The sequence below is a fragment of the Bacillus sp. FJAT-22090 genome (assembly GCF_001278755.1).
In the GTDB taxonomy this organism is placed as follows: Bacteria; Bacillota; Bacilli; order Bacillales_A; family Planococcaceae; genus Psychrobacillus.
Window position 1 is genome coordinate 4,048,390 of sequence record NZ_CP012601.1, and the last position, 23,641, is coordinate 4,072,030.

Sequence of the window (23,641 nt, forward strand, 5' to 3'; positions counted from 1 at the left end):
GAACATGGCAAAAAAATTAATAGGAATATCCAGTCTAATTTTATTGCTTATAGTTTCTGGGTGTACTCCTTCGTTGGATGAAGAAACGGAAGTAATTCAGGACACAGAGAAAGAAACGACAAAAACAGTTATTATTCCAAGTTTACAATTAGATGAAACTTACTACCGAACTTTGATGCCTTATGAGGAAAGTGCGAGTAGAGGGCTAGTCGTGTCAAATCTTGCGACTAAATACGATATGAAAGAAGTAGAAAATGGGCTTCTTCGAATTTCTCAAAATGAGTTTTCTCCGGATACGTATTTATTTCAGGAAGGCCAATACTTAGACACAAAGACGTTAGAAAATTGGTTAGCTAGAACTAATCAAGCAGAAGGCGGATTAAATCCAAGTAGTGAAGGTTTGACTGGTGAAGAGAAAGCAAAAAAAGCTCCTGTTTATATTACGCATATTGTCGAACAAAACTATTTAAAAAAAGAAGATAATACGGTAAAACTTGCAGGCGTATCAGTCGGACTAGCTTTAAATTCTATATACTATTATCAAAAAGAGGACTATGGAGCATGGTTTGAGGAGCCTTTATCTCAGGCACTTATTGAAGAAAACGGAAAACGAATTGCAGAAGAAGTCGTTTCCCGTATGCGAAAAGATGAAGCTCTAGCAAATATTCCAATTGTTGTTGGTTTATTCAAACAAAGTAGTAAGAATGCTGTTGTTCCAGGAACATACTTCACCTATAGCGTAGCTCCTGGTGGAAAAAACGTTTCCGATTGGCAGCAAGTCAATGAGGAGTATATTTTATTTCCTTCAGCAGATTCAAAAGAAAAATATCGTGATTTAGATACGATTTTCAGAAACTTTAAACAAGATGTGGAGTTGTATTTCCCCAACTACACAAGCATTATTGGGACTGGATATTTTAAAGACAATCAGCTGCAGAAATTAACGATTAACATTCCTATTCAGTTTTATGGCACTGCCGAAGTAATTGGTTTTACACAGCATCTTGCAGGATTGGTGAAAACTCACTTTAATACTTCGATGAATGTAGAAGTTCAAGTCAATTCCTTAGACAGAACAGAAGCGTTATTGATTAAGAAACCGGGCGAGGAAGATCCGTTTGTGCATATATATACACAATAAAAAGTAGCACTCTGTTCAACTAGAGTGAAAAATGATATGATATTGCTTATGGTTATTGAATTCGGAGGTGTAAATAATGGCGAATATTTCAAAGGAAGAAGTAAAGCATGTAGCACATTTGGCACGACTTGCAATAACGGAAGAAGAAGCAGAAAAATTTGCTCTTCAACTTGGTGCAATTACGGATTTTGCTGAACAATTAAAAGAGTTGGATACAACGAATGTAAAACCAACTTCTCATGTTTTACCCCTAGTTAATGTTATGCGTGAAGACAAAGCTAATAAGGGATTAGACAGAGAAACGATGATGTTAAACGTAAAAGAACAAGAAGCAGGTCAAGTAAAAGTACCATCCATAATGGATTAAGAAGTGTGAGGAGGGAAACTAATGACGTTATTTGAACGTTCATCGAAAGAACTACAAGCTCTATTACATAACAAAGAAATCACGATCAATGATCTAACTAAAGAAGCTTATGAAAGAGTTGCAAAGTTAGATGGAAGTGTAGAAGCTTTCCTAGCATTAGATGAAGAAAAAGCATTAGCAAAAGCTACAGAATTAGACCAAATTCCTTTCGAAGAACGTGGACCATTATTTGGTTTACCTATCGGAGTAAAAGACAACATCGTAACGGAAGGATTAGAAACAACTTGCGCAAGTAAAATCCTACAAGGATTTAATCCTATTTACGATGCAACTGTTGTGAAAAAGCTACGAGCAGCAGGAATGGTTACAATCGGAAAGTTAAATATGGATGAATTTGCAATGGGTTCTTCAAATGAAAACTCTGCATATAAAACAACGAAAAACCCATGGGCATTAGACCGAGTTCCTGGTGGTTCTTCAGGTGCATCTGCAGCAGCAGTCGCAGCAGGAGAAGTTCCTTTCTCATTAGGTTCTGACACAGGCGGTTCTATTCGTCAACCAGCCGCTTATTGTGGTGTTGTCGGGATGAAACCAACTTATGGTCGTGTTTCTCGATTTGGATTAGTTGCATTCGCATCTTCTCTAGACCAAATTGGACCAATCACTCGTAATGTGGAAGATAACGCACTTCTTCTAGAGGCGATTTCAGGGATTGATTCTAATGATTCTACTTCTGCGGACGTTGAAGTACCAAATTTTGCTGCAGCATTAACAGGCGATATTAAAGGTCTTCGTATTGCTGTTCCGAAAGAATATTTAGGAGAAGGCGTTGGAGAAGCAGCTCGTCAATCCGTTCTAGAAGCATTGAAAGTACTCGAATCTCTTGGCGCAACTTGGGAAGAGGTATCATTGCCACATTCTAAATACGCTTTAGCAACATACTATATTCTTTCTTCATCAGAAGCATCATCTAACCTTTCTCGTTTCGATGGTATTCGTTATGGTTTCCGTGCAGAGAATGTACAAAACTTAATGGAGCTTTACAAAGAAACTAGAGCTCAAGGATTTGGGGATGAAGTAAAACGTCGTATAATGCTTGGAACTTATTCGTTAAGCGCAGGAACTTACGATGCTTATTACAAAAAAGCGCAACAAGTTCGTACATTAATCAAAGAAGATTACGATAAAGTATTAGCAGATTATGATGTTATTATCGGACCTACTGCTCCAACAGCCGCTTTTAAAATTGGTGAGAAGGTTGAAGATCCATTAACGATGTATGCAAATGATATCTTAACTATTCCGATTAACCTTGCAGGTGTACCTGCTATTTCTATTCCATGTGGATTTGAAAATGGACTACCACTGGGCTTACAAATTATCGGTAATTACTTTGATGAGTCGACAATTTATCGCGTAGCTCATGCTTACGAGCAAGCGACTGATTTCCATAAACAAACTCCTCAAATTTGGGAGGGAAAATAACATGAACTTTGAAACAGTTATTGGATTAGAAGTACACGTAGAGTTGAAAACTAACTCAAAAATCTTCTCAGCTGCACCTAATCACTTTGGTGCAGAACCAAATACAAATACAACAGTGGTCGATCTTGGGTATCCAGGAGTACTACCAGTATTAAATAAAAACGTAGTCGATTATGCAATGCGAGCAGCTCTTGCATTAAACATGGAAATCGAACAAAACACAAAGTTTGACCGTAAAAACTATTTCTATCCAGACAATCCGAAAGCGTACCAAATTTCACAATTTGATAAGCCTATTGGTAAAAACGGGTGGGTTGAAATTGAAGTAAACGGAGAGACAAAACGTATTGGAATTACTCGTCTTCATATGGAAGAAGATGCTGGGAAATTGTCACATGCGGATGGCTACTCTTTAGTTGACTTCAATCGTCAAGGGACTCCTCTTGTAGAAATCGTATCTGAGCCAGACATTCGTACACCTGAAGAAGCATATGCTTACTTGGAAAAAGTAAAGTCTATTATCCAATATACAGGTGTATCTGATTGTAAAATGGAAGAAGGATCTTTACGTTGTGACGCTAACATTTCTATACGTCCATATGGACAAGAGAAATTTGGTACAAAAACAGAGTTGAAAAACTTAAACTCTTTCAACTTCGTACGTAAAGGGCTAGAGCATGAAGAACTACGTCAAGCACAAGTACTTACTACAGGTGGAGTAATTGAGCAAGAAACTCGTCGTTATGATGAAAAAACGGGTAAAACCATTCTTATGCGTGTTAAAGAAGGTACTGACGATTATCGTTATTTCCCTGAGCCAGATTTAGTAGACATCGTAATTGATGATGCTTGGTTAGAACGTGTACGTTCAGAAATACCAGAACTTCCGGACGCTCGTAAAAAACGTTATATCGAAGAACTAGGATTGCCTGCTTACGATGCAATGGTTCTAACATTAACAAAAGAAATGTCCGACTTCTTTGAAGAAACTATTGCCCTTGGAGCAGACTCAAAGCTTGCTTCCAACTGGTTAATGGGTGAAGTTTCTGCTTACTTAAATGCAGACCAAAAAGAATTGAAAGATACTAAATTAACTCCAGCAAATCTTGCAGGAATGATTAAGTTAATTTCCGATGGTACCATTTCTTCTAAAATTGCGAAAAAAGTATTTAAAGAGCTTGCGGATAACGGCGGAGATGCAGAAGAAGTTGTAAAAGCTAAAGGCTTAGTACAAATTTCAGACGAAGGCGCACTTCGTGAAATTGTTATTTCAACACTTGATGCCAACCCACAATCGATTGAAGACTTTAAAAACGGAAAAGACCGTGCAATCGGCTTCCTAGTTGGACAAATCATGAAAGCAACAAAAGGACAAGCAAATCCACCACTTGTAAATAAAATCTTACAAGAAGAAATTGTGAAACGTTAAATGAATGACCGACTCAAAATGAACATTTTGAGTCGGTCTTTTTTTGAGGAAAGCCATCTTATAAAAAGAATAGTCCAACAGATAGATAAATGGAGTAGACCATCCGATTATTAAGAGGAACCAACGGATAACAAGGAGAAGCCATCCGAATAATCGTAGGCCATCCGATTATTAAGGGAACCTGTCCGATTAATAGAGCAAGCCATCCGATTATTGAATAGAACCACCCGATTACCACAACAAACCAACTAATTTGAATTAGCCGACTGAACGAAGTATACTAAAAATAAAAGGGGGTTTCTCAAATGCCTACAGAACAACAATATTTCGAGGAAGCTAAACCACTTACACAATATATGGATGATATGACGACGAAAAAAGAGGAATCATTTAGTATTTATGAAAAATTTGAAGTCCCTGCGGATGATGAATTTATTAGCGTTTTAAATGAAAAAAATCCACATATACTTGTTATTACAGAAGACTGGTGTGGGGATGCTATGATGAATAATGCGATTTTGCGTAGAATTGCGGAAGCTGCTGATATTGAGGTACGAGCTGTCTATCGCGATGAAAACCTAGATTTAATTGATCAATATTTAACGAACGGTGGTCGTTCTATTCCCGTTTATTTATTGTTAAATAAAGATGGAGAGGTAATATCTAAATGGGGACCTCGTGCTGAAAAAGTTCAGCAATTTGTAACAGAAAACAGAGAAAAGTTCCCACCAAAAGAAGATCCAACGTTTGAAGAGATTCAAAAAGCTTTCTTTGAGCAAATGACAAAGGAATTTGTGGAGAACAAAGACTTCCATTTAGCTGTTTACGAAGATATTCGTAGCAACTGGTTACAAGCACTACAAAAATAAACACAATTAAAAGTAGTTGGAGTCGGCATTAGTCGGCTCTTTTAATGTTAGTTAAAGGGAACCTTTTGTTAAAAATTATTGTCTATATGACATGAAGAAATTGTAAAGTGGAAAGGAAATCTGTATGAAACGTGCACGAATCATATACAACCCAACTTCTGGTCGTGAGCTCTTTAAAAAACACTTACCTGAAGTACTGGAAGCTCTAGAAATTGCAGGGTACGAAACGTCTTGTCATGCTACAACAGGTGAAGGAGATGCTATAGAAGCGGCAAAGAATGCAGTTCAAAGAGATTTTGATATAGTTATTGCTGCCGGTGGAGATGGAACGTTGAATGAGGTAGTTGCCGGAGTGAGTGAATTTGAAAATCGACCTAAAATCGGACTAATTCCGATGGGAACAACAAACGATTTTGCGAGGGCAGTACATATTCCACGTGATATCCATAAAGCAGTGGACATTATTGTGAAAGGCGATACGATTCCAGTTGATGTAGGAATAGTAAATGGTCGCTATTTTATCAATATTGCAGGTGGTGGAAGGATTACAGAGCTTACCTATGAAGTTCCAAGTAAGCTAAAAACGATGCTAGGCCAGCTTGCATACTATTTAAAAGGGATAGAAATGCTACCTTCCATTAATGCTACAAAAGTAAAGATTGAATATGATGGGGAAGTTTTTGAAGATGAGGCAATGATGTTCTTGGTTGGCTTAACCAATTCTGTCGGTGGCTTTGAAAAACTCGCACCAAATTCAAGTATAAATGATGGAAAATTTACTTTGCTAATTTTAAAGAAATGTAATATGGCCGAGTTTATTCGCCTTGCTACTTTAGCAATTCGTGGGGAGCATTTAAATGATCCACTCGTTATTTCAGAGAAAGCTACCCATATAACGGTTACATCTGAAGATAAAGTACTTCTTAATTTGGATGGGGAATATGGTGGCACTATTCCAGCGACCTTTAAAAACTTATATAGACATGTAGAGGTTTTTGTGCCAATTGATGAAATACGTGAACAAGATAGACCTTAAAAATAAACCCAGCACTCTTTTTAGAGTATGCTGGGTTTTTATTCTATTCACTTTAGTTATATTTCACCGGGAATAGGTTATAAATTAACTATGAGAGGGAATGGTATTGTATCGAAGGAGTGGAAGGCATGTATAAAAAACAAGAAAAATATTTAATGTGGCTAGCTTTTGTTGTTGCTGGGATTATGATGCTGTCCATTATGGGTAGAATATTTGGAAGTTGAGGAGGTTTAATAGATGGGAAATGAAGAAGCAGTATTTTTTAGTCGCGTATTAACCGAATTAACCTTATCTTTTCATATTATTTATGCAACCATCGGTGTAGGTGTACCTTTAATGATTATGATTGCCCAGTGGGTGGGTATTAAGAAAAATGATGAACATTACATATTACTGGCAAGACGTTGGGCTAGAGGGTTTGTCATTACTGTTGCAGTTGGAGTAGTAACTGGAACAGCCATTGGCATGCAGCTTTCTTTACTTTGGCCCAACTTTATGGAGCTTGCAGGTCATATTATTGCACTTCCATTATTTATGGAGACTTTTGCTTTCTTTTTTGAAGCGATTTTCCTCGGAATTTATTTATACACATGGGACCGATTTGAGAATCAAAAGAAGCATTTATTATTACTAATTCCTGTTGCAATCGGTGCATCTGCTTCCGCTGTGTTTATTACAATTGTAAATGCATTTATGAATGCACCACAGGGATTTGATGTAGTGGACGGCGAGTTAGTGAATATTAGCCCACTTTTAGCGATGTTCAACCCTGCGATGCCTACAAAAGTTGCGCATGTGGTCGTAACTGCCTATATGACTGCTGCCTTTGTTTTGGCAGCAATAGCAGCTTTCCGTTTACTAAAAGGTTCAAATCATATTTATCATAAAAAAGCATTGTATTTAACGATGAAAGTAGGACTTATTTTTGCAATAGCTACTGCCATTATCGGTGACTTTTCTGGAAAGTATTTAGCTGAATACCAACCTGAAAAATTAGCAGCGGCTGAATGGCATTTTGAAACAGAAGAAAATGCTCCTTTAATCTTGTACGGTGTTATGGATGACGGCGAAGTGAAATACGCCATTAAGATCCCTTTTGCTTTAAGTATTCTTGCACATGGCAATCCGACGTCAGAAGTAATCGGTTTGGACCAATTTCCAGAAGACGAAATACCACCCTTATATATTCATTATTTGTTTGACTTAATGGTGACGATAGGAATGGGAATGGTCGCTCTATCAGGATTGTATTGGCTAGGAAAGCGTCTAAAATGGACATTCGTCGATTCGAGGTTCTATCGTTGGTTAATTGTTTTAGGAGGGCCGGCATCGATAATTGCAATAGAAGCAGGTTGGTGGTTAGCGGAAGTAGGAAGACAACCTTGGATACTAAGAGGAATCATGCGAGTAGAAGATGCAGCTACAACAAGTGCACATGTAGATACGATGTTAGTTTTATTTGCGGGATTATACATTGTTCTTGGAATCGGAAGTGTTGTAGTTCTTACTCGCATGTTTAGAAAAAATCCAGTGGAACAAGAGCTAGAGGATCGACATGCTGAAAGAGGCGGTGATATTTCATGACATTAGAAATCATCGGGATTACGGTATTATGGACGTTTTTATTTGGGTACTTGATTGTAGCCTCCATTGACTTTGGCGCTGGATTTTTTAATGCATATAGCTTATTAACGGGAAGACAGCATATTTTAACGAATGTTATTCAGCGTTATTTATCACCTGTTTGGGAAGTAACAAATGTGTTTCTCGTATTCTTCTTTGTAGGGATCATTGGATTTTTTCCAAAAACAGCATTTTACTATGGAACGACTTTACTAGTACCAGCCAGTATTGCGCTCATTTTATTAGCAATTAGGGGATCGTATTATGCTTTTGAGACATATGGCTCTAGAGGACATAAGGGATACTCATTTATGTACGGGTTGGCAGGATTATTTATTCCGGCAGCGTTGTCCATTGTGCTGACGATATCTGAAGGCGGATTTATCTCGATGGTAAACGATGCTCCAGTGCTAGATTATTATGCTTTATTTACGAGTCCGTTAACTTGGTCAATTGTGGTGCTTAGTTTGTCTGCAGTTCTATATATATCAGCTGTTTTCTTAACTTGGTATGCAAACAAAGCAGGAGATCGGGAAGCAACAAAACTAATGCGTAAATATGCACTAGTTTGGGCATTTCCAACTATTATAACTGCGCTTGGGATTATGGTAGAACTACGAACACATAACCCAGAACACTATTCTAATTTGCTTGAAATTTGGTGGGCATTCGGTTTATCATTTCTTTTATTTATAGGAACCGTTTGGTTATTAGTCAAAAAACAGAATTACGGGATGGCATTTTGGTTATTAGGAGGCCAATTTCTTATTGCCTTCTTTGCATATGGATTTGCACATCGTCCCTATTTGTTATATCCATACTTAACGATTTATGATAGTTTTACGAATGAAGCCATGGCAATATCGTTAATTATTGCATTCATATTAGGGCTTGCACTGCTAATTCCATCTCTGTATTTATTATTACGTCTATTCTTGTTCAATAAAGAGTACGTTCGTGGTAAAAAAGACAATCACGCATAAGGAGGAGTTCACATGTCTGACTTTCTTATTTTTTATGCACCATTTATAGTACTGATTGGAGCAATTGTTGTAGCATTTTGGGCTGCTTCTAAAGATGGAGCAGTCTCTGACGAGAAGTAGAAGAACCCAAAAGTAGGCGAGTCACTTCCATTTGCTCCAATAATCCATTGATAAAACCAAAGAACCCATATTGATGGGTTCTTTTTCTTGAGAGCAGAAAATTTTCAATATGTTAAAATAAGAATAGCAATAAAATGAAGGGCGGAAATAAAATGAAATACGATGTATTACTATTTGACTTGGATGATACGCTATTAGACTTTGGGATGACCGAAGAGAATGCATTTAAATTTTTGTTTGAGGAATATGGATTCCCAAATGGGTTAAATGATTATCTTGCAAGTTACAAAGCCATTAGTAAAGTATTATGGGAAGACTTGGAGCATGGTCGTACGACTCTTGCAGAACTTAAAGTGGAGAGATTTAAACGTTTATTTATAGAGCATACGCTTGATATAGATCCAGCAGATTTTGGTCAGAAGTATATAGAAAGTTTAGGGAAAGAAATTCACATGATTGACGGAGTCGAGGAAATGTTTGCGAGCTTAACCGACTGTAGATTTGCGTTACTTACAAATGGTTTTAAAGATGCACAGCATGCAAGGGTTAGTGGTTCATCGCTAAAAGATTTATTTGAAGCCGTTATTACTTCAGAAGAAACGGGTTTTCAAAAGCCTCAAAAAGAAATTTTTGAATATACGCTAGACAAACTCCAAATTTCTGATCCTTCAAGTGTTTTGATGATTGGGGATTCGCTGACTTCCGATATTCAAGGTGGGAATAATTTTGGAATTGATACTTGCTGGTTTAATCCAAAGAGAAAGCAGAATGCAACAGACATTAAGCCGACCTTTGAAATCAATTCTTGGTCAGAGCTCGCATATATAGTAAACAAGCAAGTAATGGAAGTAAAATAATGCAAAAGAGCCTCCACATAGAGGTTCTTTTTTTACGGGATAGGGCTTAGTTGGAAAAATAGAGGTTTTAGTTGGAAATTCAAAGCATTTAGTTGGAAAAATTCGTTGATTAGTTGGAAAAACAGGAGCTTTAGTTGGAAAAGTACCTTATGTACTGAAAACCATTGTTCCTGATGGTATAATAAATCAATCAAAACTAGAACGGAGAAATAAAGTGAATACACCAGTAACAAAAAATGATCGTCTCACAGTTCATATAGAAGATTTAACACATGATGGAGCAGGAGTTGCTAAAGTTGATGGATATCCACTGTTTATACAAGGTGGCTTACCAAACGAAACGGCAGAAATTCATGTGCTAAAAACATTAAAAAACTACGGCTTCGCTAAATTAATCAATGTCGTAGAGACATCTCCTTTTCGAGTAGATGCACCATGTCCAGTATTTGGCGAGTGTGGTGGCTGTCAATTACAGCATTTATCCTATGAGGGTCAGCTTGCATGGAAAGAAAACATGGTCCGAAATGTCATGAAGCGTATTGGGAAAATAGATGCTCCTGTTCTTCCGGTAAAAGGTATGGAGAAGCCGTGGGAATATCGCAATAAATCCCAAATACCTTTTGCGTTAGAAGATGGACAAGTACTCTCCGGTTTTTATCAATCGAAATCTCATCGTATTGCAGATACGAATACTTGTTTAATTCAATCGGATGAAGCAGATCGATTAATGCGTGAGGTAAAAGAGAACGCATTACAATTGGATTTAATCCCATATAATGAAGATACGAAGAAAGGTCAGTTACGCCATCTTGTTGTTAGAAAAGGTAGAGCAACAGGGGAAGTAATGGTTGTTTTAGTTACGAGACATCCAAAACTCTCTAAAAAAAATGCAATCATTGAGTTAATTCGTAAGGTGGAGCCGAATGTTACGTCAATTGTTCATAACGTGAACAAACGTAATACAAACGTTATTTTCGGTGATGAAACAATTACTCTGTGGGGTAAACCGGTTATTGAAGATTTAATCGGTAATGTACGTTTTGAAATATCTGCACGATCCTTTTATCAGGTAAATCCTGAACAAACCGAAGTTCTTTATAAACAAGCGCTCGACTATGCACAGCTATTGGGTGATGAAACAGTAATTGATGCTTATTGTGGAATCGGAACAATCTCTTTATTTCTAGCACAAAAAGCAAAACAAGTTTTAGGGGTAGAAATCGTCCCACAAGCAATTGAAGATGCTAAAAGAAATGCTGAGTTGAACGGCTTCACTAACACATATTTCGAGGCAGGGCCTGCAGAAGTAATCATTCCAAAATGGTACAAAGAAGGTAAAACTGCAGACGTATTAGTAGTCGATCCACCTAGAAAAGGCTGTGACGAAGCACTGCTCAACACGATAATTGAACAGAGACCGAAGAGAGTCGTTTATGTATCTTGTAACCCAGCGACGCTTGCCCGTGATCTGCGTATTTTAGAAGATGGTGGCTATAAAACAAAAGAAATTCAGCCAGTAGACATGTTTCCACAGACAACACACTGTGAGGCGGTTGCTTGGTTGGAGTTGGTTTAATTTAAAATGAATATAAAAAGCAGATGGTTTAGAAGTACGATAATGTATTTCTAAATAATCTGCTTTTACATTTTCCATATAAATCAAGCTAATATTGTAGGAGAAAATTTGTTAAAAGTATAAAATGACATTGTGTGAAGATAAATTAATAAAGCTAGGTTATACTTTAAAAATGATTTAATACCTTTAACTCGAATGTCCACAGATATTCCTAACTCTATTAGGTACTGGTGGACTTAATCTATTAATTATTACACATGGCATAAGTGTTAAAGAAATTGAAACACTATGTAACCATAATGAGAGGATTTGAATTTAAATATGACAGAAAATTTTTGGGAGGATTTACCGAAACCATTTTTTGTACTTGCACCAATGGAAGATGTGACAGATGTTGTTTTTCGTCACGTAGTAAGTGAAGCCGGTCGACCGGATGTATTTTTCACCGAGTTTACAAACTCGGATAGCTATTGTCATCCAGAAGGAATGAAAAGTGTGCGTGGCCGTTTGATTTTTACAGAAGATGAACAGCCAATGGTGGCACATATTTGGGGAGATAATCCCGAATATTTCCGTCAAATGAGTATTGGCATGGCAGAGCTAGGATTTAAAGGCATCGATATTAATATGGGCTGCCCTGTACCGAATGTGGCATCGAGAGGGAAGGGTAGTGGCCTTATTCTGCGTCCAGACGTTTCGGCAGAACTTATTCAAGCAGCAAAAGCGGGCGGACTGCCTGTCAGCGTGAAAACACGACTTGGCTATAACGATGTAAATGAGTGGGAGGAGTGGCTAACGCATATTTTAAAACAGGATATTGCGAACCTTTCTATACATTTACGTACAAGAAAGGAAATGAGCCAAGTAGATGCGCATTGGGAGCTAATTCCGGAAATCAAAAAATTACGTGACCGTATCGCACCAAATACACTACTAACAATCAATGGAGACATTCCTGACCGTCAAACTGGGCTGCAGCTTGCTGAACAATATGGTATTGATGGCGTTATGATCGGGCGAGGTATTTTTAAAAATCCTTTTGCTTTTGAAAAAGAGCCAAAAGAGCATAGCAGTAAAGAGTACCTTGATCTTTTAAGACTGCAACTTGATCTTCAAGATCAATATGCGGAAGCTCTACCACGTTCAATAACAGGGCTTCATCGCTTTTTCAAAATTTATGTCAAAGGATTCCGTGGAGCTGGTGAATTGAGAAATCAATTGATGAGCACGAAATCAACAGATGAAGTGCGTGCATTGCTTGATAACTTTGAAAAAGAATGTTGATGGGACGGGGACAGTGAAATGATGTAACTCTCAAAAAGTTAGAGAAAAAATGAATCCCATCAATTCATGTGTACTTATTTTATTCAATTTCAAGTTCCTTTGCTGCCGGCAACCTTTGTTATTGTTTGATTCGTAGCTTTGCGTTCCTACCTTCAAAAAGGTTACGTTTTACTTACTTTTGTTTTAGTTTAATCAAGTCTGTTTTCTGAAAGAAAAAGGTCTTAAAAAATGTACTAAACCCACCAGCACCCTTGTGTTGTCACATACACTCAACACATGTGGAGTGCGTTTCACAGTTAATTTTCAAAAATGATTAAGGGGGATTTACCCCCTCAACCTTTGCAAAAATCCCCAGTTTTGAGCGTACTGCACAAAAAGGGAAAACGGTAATTATTTTACGTTATTCTATTTGAATTTAGCGACATAACACTACATTGATAAGTAATCAGTTTAGTATTTGCTTCCTTTTAGTTCTATAAAACTTCTTCAATTGGTACCATTCCTAACTGGAAGGGTACTTTTTTTGAAGGATTTTCCGTAATAATATCGAATAATTACCATAAGGTGAGTGATTGTGAAAACAATTACGATTGGACAATATTTAACCGAGTTCATAAGCTTCACTCACACTAGTTCACGTTTCTGTGTCAATGCTCCTAAACATCATGGCTCAGTATTTAATGACTTTAAGAATAAGAAAATAGAAATTACCAATTATTTCATTCATAGGAGTTATCAAATGAAAATGCATGCTGTGTTTGATCAAACTAATTGTTATCTGTAATTATTAACCCGCGAGTGGGACCCATTTGCCTTATGAAAACTACAAATCTATTTAGAATTTTCTTGACTCTTGCTACCCCTGAAGTAAACATTAAGTTACAGCATGCAGCTGCATACCCCAACGATAAAGGGTCTTAATAAGACCAACAACAATATTGGGTCAGTTTGGCTCTTGTACCAGCCTAAGCTGTCCCAATAGACGTCCGCAACCGCATTTGAAAAGTCTGAAGAATTAAACGTTAGACGCACACAAAGAAGAGGAGTTGAGTAAGTTATGAAATTTCTACTTACATCTGCAGGCATCAATAACAAAAGCATACATGACGCGTTGGTTGACATGCTGGACAAACCGATTGCCGAGTCTAGCGCCTTGTGCATTCCCACCGCGATGTACGGACACCCCTGGGTCGGCCCCGGCGTCAATGCCTGGCAGTTCATCAGCGGGAATTCCGAGAATCCCATGGTCGACCTGGGCTGGAAGTCCGTCGGCGTGCTGGAGCTCACAGCGCTGCCAAGCATCGACGAAGACCGCTGGGTGCCGCTGGTTCGGGAGACGGACGTCCTGCTGGTGGCTGGCGGCGACGCCCTCTACCTGTGCCACTGGATGCGGCAATCCGGGCTGGCAGACCTCTTGCCGTCGCTGCACGCAGTCTATGTGGGAATGAGTGCTGGGAGCATGGTGATGGCACCTAACATCGGGGAATACTTCGTTGGCTGGACTCCACCCAATGGTGGTGATGAAACGCTGAGTCTGGTCGACTTTGCAATGTTTCCGCACCTGGATCACGAGATGCTGCCGGGAAACACGATGGCTGCTGCAGAGAGATGGGCCGATGGGATGCAAGGGCCGGCGTATGCAATTGATGATCAAACCGCTATCAAAGTAATCGATGGAGCGGTCGAAGTTGTATCCGAAGGGCATTGGAAACTGTTTACGCCATGACCTTACTATGCTGCTAGCTTCTTGGGTACAATCTCGAATGCACCGAGTACTTCAGATCAATGTTGAGGTATTCATCGGGATTCAGTTCAAGTACCAGTAAATATACTTTTTAATTTGATTCTAATTTCGTAAAAACTATTACGAAATTAGAATTTTTTTATTGGTGTGATATTTTCCCACCAGAGTTCACGCGTACCCTAAGAAGTGTGTTCTCTTCAGACTAATGTAGCATTGTATGAAATTGAAGTCTTTCAAAGTTTAAAAATTTCCGAAAATTTAAAGAATGATTTTCCCTTTTAGTGTATAGTTAGAGTAAACCATAGTGTGTTAACTGGAGGGTCGTACAATTGAGTAGGATTATTTTATCGACAGAGAGTGGAGCGGATTTACCAAAAGATTTAGCTGACAAACATACTGTTCAGGTGGTGCCGATGCATGTCATCATGGATGGACATGACTATTTAGATGGTGATCTATCCGTAAAAGAAATTTATGACTTTCATAATCGCACAAAAAAGATACCATCTACAACGGCCACTAATGTTCATGAATATCAAGAATTTTTTACGAGAATTAGAGAAAATTTTCCTGATAGCATCATTATTCACATTGGTTATACATCAAAAGCATCTTCTTCCTTTCAAAATGCGTTAATTGCGGCAGAAGATTTTAAAGATCTTTTCTTAATTGATGCTTTGAATGTTACTGGTGGATTAACTGCAATTGTGATGGATGCTGTTACTATGCTAGAGAAAGAACCTGCAATTGAACCTTTACAATTCATAGAAAAAATAAAATCAAAGGTTCCTAAATCAAGACTGGCCTTCGTACCCGGCAGCTTAGAATTTTTAAGAGCTGGTGGACGCGTTAGTAATATTGCTTACCTCGGCGGGGCATTGTTAAAAATAAAACCTTGTATTGAATTAATAGAAGGGAATCTTGTTTCAATTAGAAAATACCGTGGGGAAATGAGTGGAGTTGCCGAAAAACTCATGCGAGATTATTTAAATCAATATAATATTGATAGAGAACGACTTTATTTTATATACTCAATCGGACTCAGTGAAAGTATCAAGCAGCGGATGAATGAAATCGCAAATCAATCAGGTTTTGAAAATGTAATATGGATTCAAGCAGGCGCTATGATTTCTACTCACTCTGGACCTGGGGGTTTCGGCATTGCAGGTCTTGAACATTAGAAACAGTCCTGAAAAAAACATCCTTTACATTTAAAATTACTTATAATTAGCGGTTATAGTTTTAATCAAAAGCGGATTCCTATATTGGAATCCGCTTTTGATTTGATAATTTAATAAATACTTACAGATTTTTAAGAGTCGTTATTTTTGCCTTCTTATATGAGAAATGAAAGAGAATCCTCTATTATGGTAAATAATGAACATTGAACATGATTGACACTTTACGGCAGAATATCCATTCAATAAGTATAAATAAAGGTACAATATAGAGAAATAAATACTTGACAGAATTCCGAACTCGTTGTAGGATGTACTAGCTCTATAAAAATTATAGTAAAATTATATTTTACCAAATTAATCTTTTAATGTAAAACTTAATTATTAAACTAATAGGAGGGTGAATAAATGGAAAATTTAAATAATAATAAAGCTGTCTTTTTAAACAAGTTTTTTGGTTTTTATTTATTTGCCGTTTTCATGCTATGGATTAAAACATATATCATACAAGTAACACAGTTTAATTTAGGGGTAGAAGGAATCCTTCAACAATTCCTTTTAATTTTGAATCCATTGGGTTCAGCTATGTTATTTCTTGGATTTTCATTCATTTTCAAAGGACGGGGGAAATATGCATTACTTGTTGTAATTTATTCTCTTATGTCCATTCTTTTATATGCAAATGCAGTTTATTATAGATTTTTTAGTGACTTTATTACATTACCAACGATTACTCAAACGCAAAACTTTGGAGACTTAGGCGGCAGTGTTATTTCTTTATTAAAACCATACGATATATTGTTCTTTATTGATGTATTTTTGTTGATTTATCTATGGTTATCTAAAAAAATACAAAAAGATAATAGTAGAATTAGATACAAAAAAGCAATTGCAGTGATAGCTTTTGCAATAGGAATATCTGCTTTAAATTTAGGACTAGCTAACTTTGATCGTCCACAGTTATTAACTCGTGGTTTTGATAGAAGCTATATTGTTAAGTATTTAGGAATGTATAACTATACTATTTATGACGCTACTGAAACTATAAAGGCGTCTTCACAAAGGGTTTTAGCTGATAACGATGATATGACAGAAGTTATTAACTATACAAAATCAAACTATGCGGAACCTAACCAAGAATATTTTGGCGCAGCAAAAGAGATGAACGTCATCTATATCCATTTGGAGTCATTCCAAAACTTTTTGATTGACTATAAATTAAACGGTGAAGAAGTAACACCATTCTTAAATTCATTAACTAAAGATCCGAATACACTATACTTTGATAACTTCTTCCATCAAACAGCTCAAGGTAAAACTTCGGATGCTGAATTTATGCTTGAAAACTCTTTATTTGGTTTACCGCAAGGATCTGCATTTATTACAAAAGGTCAGAATACGTATCAAGCAGCTCCTGCAATATTAAAAGAGGATGGCTATACATCTGCTGTATTCCATGGTAATAGCGGCAGTTTCTGGAATCGTAATGAAATTTATAAATCATTTGGCTATGACCATTTCTTTGATGCCAATTATTATGACACTAGTTCTGAAGAAGATATGGCTGAATATGGTTTATTGGATAAGCCATTCTTTGAACAATCATTAGATCTAATAAAAACTTTACCTCAACCTTTCTATTCGAAATTTATTACGGTTGGGAACCATTATCCATATAAAATGAATCAAGACTTAACAACAATTGGTAAAGCTGATACTGGTGATGCAAGTGTAGATGATTATTTCCAAACTGCTCGTTATGCGGATGAAGCGATCGAACAGTTCATTGGTGAATTACAAAAGTCAGGCTTATATGATAACAGTATGCTTGTTTTTTATGGTGACCATTACGGTATTTCAGAAAATCATAATAAAGCCATGGAACAAATCATCGGAAAAGAAGTTACACCTTATGAAACTGCTAATTTACAACGTGTACCATTAATTATTCACGTTCCAGGAATGCAAGGTGAAGGTGGAGTCAATCATACTTACGGAGGGCAAATTGACCTTCTTCCGACCTTATTACACTTACTTGGAATTGAATCACAAAATTATGTTCAATTTGGTTCCGACTTATTATCAAAAGAACATAATGAGGTAGTAACGTTTAGAAATGATGATTATGTCAGTCCTACTATCTATTCAATTGATGGGAAATTCTATGATGCTAAAACTGGTTTACCACTAGATGATAATCAATTAGAAAAAGCGAATGAGTATAAAAAAGTAGTAGATTATAAATTACAATTATCTGATAAAGTTGTGAATGGTGACTTATTGAGATTCTATACACCGGAAGGTTTTACTAAAGTTGATCCTTCTCAGTACAATTATAATAAGGATATAAAAGAGGAAACTGATAACGAAGAAAAATAGATTCATTTCAATAATAGGGGTAAGATATCACAAGAATGCTTTTTTGATATCTTACTCCTTATTGATTTGTTTCTTTTTTTTTTACCACATACACTCTGCACATTGTGAAGCGGTTGCTTGGTTTAAGTTAATATAGTAATAAATAAAGAACGAATTCTCGACGGAGGAATTCGTTCTTTTTTGCTTGTTAAGGAGAGTGTGATCGTATCTTATTTTAAAAGAGGGTAACTAACCATATATTAGATGCCTCTTTATGTAGAGTATTATGCTTCAAGCAACGGATTAACAAGGTATAGTGTATTTACCTTCGTGAGTACAAGTAATTTTATCAACTAATGAATAAAGACTTTGTTGGCCTATTGAGTCGGTCCTATTAAGAAAAAAATCTCTTACAGTTGTTTCATTAAAAAGCTCTTTCCATAAACCAAACGAGTCCAAAGGCTAAGATTGCTACTGAAGCTCCAGGAATCACCCATTTAGCTGGTTTAACAGTTATTTTCTTTAACCACAGAAGGATAGGGAATACGATAGCTACAATAATCAGTTGTCCAATTTCAATCCCGATATTGAAAGATAATAGAGACGTGGCAAGGTGACTTCCATCTAATTGCATTTCTGAAAGAATTCCCGCAAAACCAAATCCGTGGATGAGACCAAAGGCAAAGGCAAGCCATGGTTGATGCTTTGAGTCAGGGTTAAAAATATTAATAAGTGCTACGTAAATAATACTCAACGCAATTGTAGCTTCTACAAATCTACCTGGTAACTGTACGATATCTAATGTTGCAAGAATTAGAGTTATACTATGGGCAATCGTAAACGCAGTTACTAAAGTGAATGTATTTTTGATGGTCTTTGCTCCAAATAATAAGCTAATAACAAACAGAATATGATCGTAGCCTGTAAAGATATGCTCTAAGCCAAGTAAAAGAAACTGTGTTGCAGTTTGAACAAAACTCACTTCACCGATTTCAAGCTCTCTTGACTCGAAAGTAAGAACTCCTTCTTGTTGTTTACCATCTAATTTAACCGTTGCATAATTGGCATGACTTGGATCTGAATCATCTAGAAACATATTATAATCTAAGACTAGCTTTTCAGGGTTGTCTTCTAATTGGTATTTTAGGTTCATGACAGCAAACTGTTTGTCATTAATTGTTTCAACATCAGATGCTTCAAGCGTTCCTTTTACTTTTACACTATCCGCATAAAGTTCAATACGAGAATTGACATAGTCCTGAACTATTTTCGTGTCAAATTGCTTCTGTGCCATTTCTTGATTCATGGCATGACCAAGTTCTGTGAGGTCAACCTTCAGTTCATAATTGATATGATTATCATTAACCTCAATAAGAGAGTAACCTTCACTATTATTGGTATGAGCATAGGCAGAAGGGGATTGAAGGGTAGTGGTAATTGAAAGTATTAATATAATAATTAAATATATCTTACTCATAAAATCTACTCCATTTTCAATTGATTCTTTTTAGCATTTAATAATGAGAAAAGACAAGGAGGGCTGTGTCTCCTCGTCTTTTACTAGTTTCCTAGATTATTTAGCAGTTTTGATAAATACAGGATTTGAGTAGAACCAAAGATCTGTCCATGGATCTTCACCGCGAGGGTCTGTTTCGGGTTCTAGTTGATCCGTGTTCGTACCACGTAAACGAATATAGCTGTCTTTATCAACATTTTCTAAAGTATAAGAGATTTCAATGTATTCTCCATTTTTTGTCCAATCTTCTTCTGTGAAGCGTTTAACAACTTTCGTAGTTGGGTTTGTCGCAGTTGAACGATCTTCTACTTTACCAGTAACTTCACCCATAATTAAGTCAACACGTTTTACTTCTGGTGTATCTCCATTAGCATTTGCGGCATTTGGATCTTTGATGCGAATTGTTACCGTTACATCTTTAGATTTTCCTGGAATTGTAAGAGTTTCTCCTAAAGTCGCTGAACTTCCTTTAGATTGAGCAAAGATAGGAGATTTTCCACCTGCTTGCACTTTCACATCAAGTTCAGAAATTAGGTCACCTGTTGTTACATATACATTCCCACCACGAAGGCTTTCCATAATATCGTCGTAGTCTTTATCTGCTTTTACATAAGTTTTTGAATATTCACCAGGCCAGAAGTCACTACCACCATCACGCCAGTTAACATGTGAATCTGAAGTAGCTGTAATCCACCAGTGTCTTCCTTCACCAAGCATAGAATCCCATAATCCGCCGACTTTAGCAGCCATTTGATCATAACCGCCCATTGTTGGGTAGTTACCATATGAACCACGAGCACCATCATCAAGTTCACCATCTGGAGTTAATGCGGCCGCTTGATGGCCAGGAGCACCTTCCATCCCAATGGAGATATTAGGAGCTATATCGTTCCAATTACGGAATTCCTCTGGTGTATCTTGCCCCCATTCGCCATCACCTTTTGCTGAACGTGATGGATGGTGAGCGATATGAATTGGCTGCTCGTCCTCATCCAACTCAGTTAACATATAGTTTAAAGCTTCAATCATTGTAGATTCAGTATCTCTGCTACCATCGTTTGGGTATGGTTCGCGTTTATTAAATTGACTTTCGATATCATAAAGAATTTGTGATTCGTTATCTACTTTGGGAATCATCAATGTACTATGGTCTGCAGCAGGTGTATCAAACTCCATTCCATAGAATTGAATTAGTTCTGGATATGCTTCACGTGATTTTAATAGTTCAGGATAAGCTTGCTCTAAATTTACCTTTGAATGGTTAGGACCACCATGATCCGTTGTCATAACCCATTCGAGTCCGTATTCTGTTGCTTTTTCTGCATTTTTCACAATTGGGTAAATAGCATCTCCACCTTGAATAGGTGTAGGAGGATTTGTAGAGTTGTCCCAACCAACACTCCATTCGCTATGGACGTGATGATCACCAGCAAGCCAAGTACCGTTACTTTGTTTTACTTCTTCTTGTGTTAATTGGTTTGCAGCTACTGTTTGGCTATTTCCATTAGTAGTAAAAGCTTGAGTTGCAAAAGCTGTAGTTGCAAGAACGGTTGTTGCGATTAAAGGAATTGCCTTTTTTGCTCTTTTTTTCATTTGAAAGTTCCTCCTAAAATTATTTGTCCAACGGTTTGTATTATAGGAAGTAAATATATATACGAGGTTAATAGAAGGTAAATATAGTGTAAATATTGTGATTTTTATTAAAAATGATAAAATTCTACTATTTAGTTATAGGGCATAAGGAATAATGTTTATTTTGTATATGAAGATAAAGTATTGCTAATTATAATACAGAAAATGGAATTACAAACGGAGACATAAATTATTGGAGTAAAGTATATGGTTTTTCTGCAATAAGAGAAACAAAGGAAAAGATTTGTCCAATAAGTCCCTAAAATAAAGCAGGTGGAAAAAAACGACTTATACTCTCCATTTGCTTTTGTGTTTTCATCTAATAATGTTGATATTGATTGGGGGAAAAGGAGGCGACTCCTGTGGGAAAGCGAGAATTTAATCGATTTTATTTATTAATAAAAAACTGAAATAAATAAGAAGTATTATTATTTCAATTTAAACTCATCATAAGTTATCTCCTTATTTAAAATATTTAGCAAAAATTAACACAAAGCATATTGTTATTAATAAAATTTACAATACCTTTACAAATATCGTGTCGAAAATTTACACTATGCAATTATTCTAGAATAGACAAAATGCGTCATGGAAAAATTACTAACATATTTCTTGGAGGTAAGAAATGATCAGTTTGAAAAAAGTAAAAATGGGATTATTAATGCTGTCTATTCTTGCTGTACTATCTGCATGTACAAGCAATAACGATAATGATACACAGGTGTCAGATGGTAGTGGTGCTACAGTATCTATTTCAGGATCTACATCTGTAGGGCCGCTTGCTGAAAAATTAGCAGCAAAATATACAGAGGAAGATAATACGAATATTGAAATAAATCAAATTGGTTCTTCTGCGGGAATTACCAACGCAATCAGTGGAGTGTCGGAGATAGGGATGTCTTCACGGGATTTAAAAGAAGAGGAAAAAGCGAATGGTTTGAATGAAGTAGTTATTGCTTATGATGGAATTGTAGTAGTGACTCATCCAAGTAATAAAGTAAAAGACCTTACGATGGAGCAAATAAAGCAGATTTTTACTGGAGAAGTGACGAACTGGAAGGAACTAGGTGGAAATGACATGGAGATCGTAGTTGTTTCTCGTGAGGATGGATCAGGTTCTCGTGATGCGTTCCAAGAAATAGTTGACTACAGCTCTGGTGAATTAGTCAGAAGCGCAATTATCGCAAGTGGTAATGGAAATATTAAAACAACTGTTGCGAACAATAAACATGCTGTTGGTTTTATCTCATTTGAATACATCGATGAATCGATTTCAACAATCAATGTTAGTGGTGTTGAAGCGAATGCAGAAAATGTTCTACAAGGTAAATACAGTTTGTCTAGACCGTTCTTGTTTGTATATAAAGAAGGGCAATTAACAGATGCTGGACAACGATTTATAGACTTTATTTTAAGTGAAGATGGACAAATCATTGCAGCTGAAGCAGGAGCAATCCCTGTAAAATAAATAACTTTTTAATAGGAAGAAAATAACATAATTTTTAACGGAATCTTGGAGGAGTAAAGAGTGCCTATCCCAACAACTAACAAGCAGGCCGTAGAAATCGGTAAAGCAAATAAAAGGAAGTATATGTTAGAAAAAGTGTCCTCAAGAATTTTCTTGATTTGTGCACTTCTTTCAGTTTTAACATTATTGTTAATCATTGGATTTGTATTTTATAAAGGAGCTCATCCCTTTGTAGCAGAGGGCTATAGCTTTATAGACTTTATTTTGGGTAGTGATTGGGTACCGAGTGAAGATAAATTTGGTATTTTCCCAATGATTGTTGCATCCATTTTTGCAACAATTGGAGCATTAATTATTGGGGTCCCTATTGGTTTATTTACAGCTATTTTCTTAGCCGAAATTGCCTCTAAAAGGGTAGCAAAAATTATTTCACCAGCAATTCAGTTGCTAGCAGGTATCCCATCTGTATTATATGGTGTATTTGGACTAGCAATCATTGTTCCGTTTTTACAAAACAGTTTGGGTTTAGTAAAAGGACAAAGCTTATTTGCTGTTATTCTTGTGCTAGCAATCATGATGTTACCAACAATAGTGACGGTAGCAGAGACAGCGATTCGTGCAGTACCACAAACATATCGTGAAGGATCATACGCCTTAGGAGTATCACAAATTGGGACTATTTTTAAAGTCATTGTACCAGCAGCTAAATCAGGTATTATGACGGCAATCGTATTAGGTTTAGGTCGAGCAATTGGAGAGACGATGGCAGTTATCTTAGTAGCTGGTAATAGTTTAATCGTTCCAACTAGTTTAACAGATAGTGTTCGTCCACTAACGACAAATATTGCATTAGAAATGGGTTATGCATTCGGTACACATCAAGAAATGTTATTTGCAACCGGAATTGTTTTATTCTCATTTATATTAATTTTGAATTTTGTATTAGCAAAAATAAGTGCGAAGGGAGGTAACTAA

General features: G+C 36.6%; 19 protein-coding genes. 17 read left to right on the top strand and 2 right to left on the bottom strand.

All coding sequences use genetic code 11. From position 1 onward, the window contains the following. Positions 1 to 4: 4 nt before the first annotated feature. The 15 genes from AM499_RS20365 (at position 5) to AM499_RS20430 (ending at position 18,071) form a co-directional block, all read left to right on the top strand. Positions 5 to 1,141, top strand: a complete 1,137-nt coding sequence (locus tag AM499_RS20365) for a CamS family sex pheromone protein (protein WP_053591907.1) — start codon at positions 5 to 7, stop codon at positions 1,139 to 1,141. Between the two features lie 76 nt (positions 1,142 to 1,217). Continuing rightward, complete coding sequence (gatC, locus tag AM499_RS20370) at positions 1,218 to 1,508, top strand: Asp-tRNA(Asn)/Glu-tRNA(Gln) amidotransferase subunit GatC (protein WP_053591908.1); 291 nt, start codon at positions 1,218 to 1,220, stop codon at positions 1,506 to 1,508. Between the two features lie 21 nt (positions 1,509 to 1,529). Then, the gene (gene gatA / locus AM499_RS20375) at positions 1,530 to 2,993 is read left to right on the top strand and encodes an Asp-tRNA(Asn)/Glu-tRNA(Gln) amidotransferase subunit GatA (RefSeq protein ID WP_053591909.1); all 1,464 of its coding nucleotides are present in this window, start codon (positions 1,530 to 1,532) and stop codon (positions 2,991 to 2,993) included. A 1-nt stretch (position 2,994) separates the two neighbouring features. Next, complete coding sequence (gene gatB, locus AM499_RS20380; RefSeq protein ID WP_053591910.1) at positions 2,995 to 4,422, top strand: Asp-tRNA(Asn)/Glu-tRNA(Gln) amidotransferase subunit GatB; 1,428 nt, start codon at positions 2,995 to 2,997, stop codon at positions 4,420 to 4,422. 305 nt (positions 4,423 to 4,727) lie between these two features. Further along, complete coding sequence (locus AM499_RS20385) at positions 4,728 to 5,291, top strand: thioredoxin family protein (RefSeq protein ID WP_053591911.1); 564 nt, start codon at positions 4,728 to 4,730, stop codon at positions 5,289 to 5,291. A 124-nt stretch (positions 5,292 to 5,415) separates the two neighbouring features. Further along, positions 5,416 to 6,327: a diacylglycerol kinase gene (locus AM499_RS20390; protein WP_053591912.1), complete on the top strand. Its 912-nt coding sequence runs from the start codon at positions 5,416 to 5,418 to the stop codon at positions 6,325 to 6,327. 237 nt (positions 6,328 to 6,564) lie between these two features. After that, the gene (locus AM499_RS20395) at positions 6,565 to 7,911 is read left to right on the top strand and encodes a cytochrome ubiquinol oxidase subunit I (RefSeq protein WP_053591913.1); all 1,347 of its coding nucleotides are present in this window, start codon (positions 6,565 to 6,567) and stop codon (positions 7,909 to 7,911) included. Continuing rightward, positions 7,908 to 8,933 (top strand): cytochrome d ubiquinol oxidase subunit II, encoded by a 1,026-nt coding sequence (locus tag AM499_RS20400; protein ID WP_053591914.1) that lies wholly within the window; start codon positions 7,908 to 7,910, stop codon positions 8,931 to 8,933. The genes AM499_RS20395 and AM499_RS20400 overlap by 4 nt, the downstream gene beginning before the upstream one ends. Before the next feature lie 12 nt (positions 8,934 to 8,945). Next, a complete protein-coding gene (gene cydS, locus AM499_RS22450) occupies positions 8,946 to 9,053 on the top strand; it encodes a cytochrome bd oxidase small subunit CydS family protein (RefSeq protein WP_371256596.1) in 108 nt (35 codons plus the stop codon). A gap of 152 nt (positions 9,054 to 9,205) precedes the next feature. After that, positions 9,206 to 9,910: a YjjG family noncanonical pyrimidine nucleotidase gene (locus tag AM499_RS20405; protein WP_053591915.1), complete on the top strand. Its 705-nt coding sequence runs from the start codon at positions 9,206 to 9,208 to the stop codon at positions 9,908 to 9,910. Between the two features lie 214 nt (positions 9,911 to 10,124). Further along, positions 10,125 to 11,486 carry a 23S rRNA (uracil(1939)-C(5))-methyltransferase RlmD gene (rlmD, locus tag AM499_RS20410; RefSeq protein ID WP_053591916.1) on the top strand — a complete coding sequence of 454 codons (1,362 nt, stop codon included), beginning with the start codon at positions 10,125 to 10,127 and terminating at the stop codon, positions 11,484 to 11,486. Between the two features lie 321 nt (positions 11,487 to 11,807). Further along, complete coding sequence (locus tag AM499_RS20415; RefSeq protein ID WP_053591917.1) at positions 11,808 to 12,770, top strand: tRNA dihydrouridine synthase; 963 nt, start codon at positions 11,808 to 11,810, stop codon at positions 12,768 to 12,770. Positions 12,771 to 13,827: 1,057 nt separating this feature from the next. Further along, positions 13,828 to 14,496, top strand: coding sequence for a Type 1 glutamine amidotransferase-like domain-containing protein (locus AM499_RS20420; protein ID WP_053591918.1), 669 nt, complete (start codon positions 13,828 to 13,830; stop codon positions 14,494 to 14,496). A 347-nt stretch (positions 14,497 to 14,843) separates the two neighbouring features. After that, positions 14,844 to 15,695 (top strand): DegV family protein, encoded by an 852-nt coding sequence (locus AM499_RS20425; RefSeq protein WP_053591919.1) that lies wholly within the window; start codon positions 14,844 to 14,846, stop codon positions 15,693 to 15,695. 405 nt (positions 15,696 to 16,100) lie between these two features. Beyond that, positions 16,101 to 18,071: a lipoteichoic acid synthase gene (locus tag AM499_RS20430; protein WP_053591920.1), complete on the top strand. Its 1,971-nt coding sequence runs from the start codon at positions 16,101 to 16,103 to the stop codon at positions 18,069 to 18,071. Positions 18,072 to 18,474: 403 nt separating this feature from the next. Here AM499_RS20430 and AM499_RS20435 read toward each other — a convergent pair whose 3' ends face one another. Further along, positions 18,475 to 19,527 (bottom strand): HupE/UreJ family protein, encoded by a 1,053-nt coding sequence (locus tag AM499_RS20435; RefSeq protein ID WP_053591921.1) that lies wholly within the window; start codon positions 19,525 to 19,527, stop codon positions 18,475 to 18,477. Positions 19,528 to 19,623: 96 nt separating this feature from the next. Further along, positions 19,624 to 21,159, bottom strand: coding sequence for a phosphoesterase (locus tag AM499_RS20440; RefSeq protein ID WP_053591922.1), 1,536 nt, complete (start codon positions 21,157 to 21,159; stop codon positions 19,624 to 19,626). A gap of 664 nt (positions 21,160 to 21,823) precedes the next feature. Here AM499_RS20440 and AM499_RS20445 point away from each other — a divergent pair. Together AM499_RS20445 and pstC are read left to right on the top strand one after the other, a co-directional pair. Next, positions 21,824 to 22,666: a phosphate ABC transporter substrate-binding protein gene (locus AM499_RS20445; RefSeq protein WP_053591923.1), complete on the top strand. Its 843-nt coding sequence runs from the start codon at positions 21,824 to 21,826 to the stop codon at positions 22,664 to 22,666. Positions 22,667 to 22,726: 60 nt separating this feature from the next. Then, positions 22,727 to 23,641 (top strand): phosphate ABC transporter permease subunit PstC, encoded by a 915-nt coding sequence (gene pstC / locus AM499_RS20450; RefSeq protein ID WP_231687504.1) that lies wholly within the window; start codon positions 22,727 to 22,729, stop codon positions 23,639 to 23,641.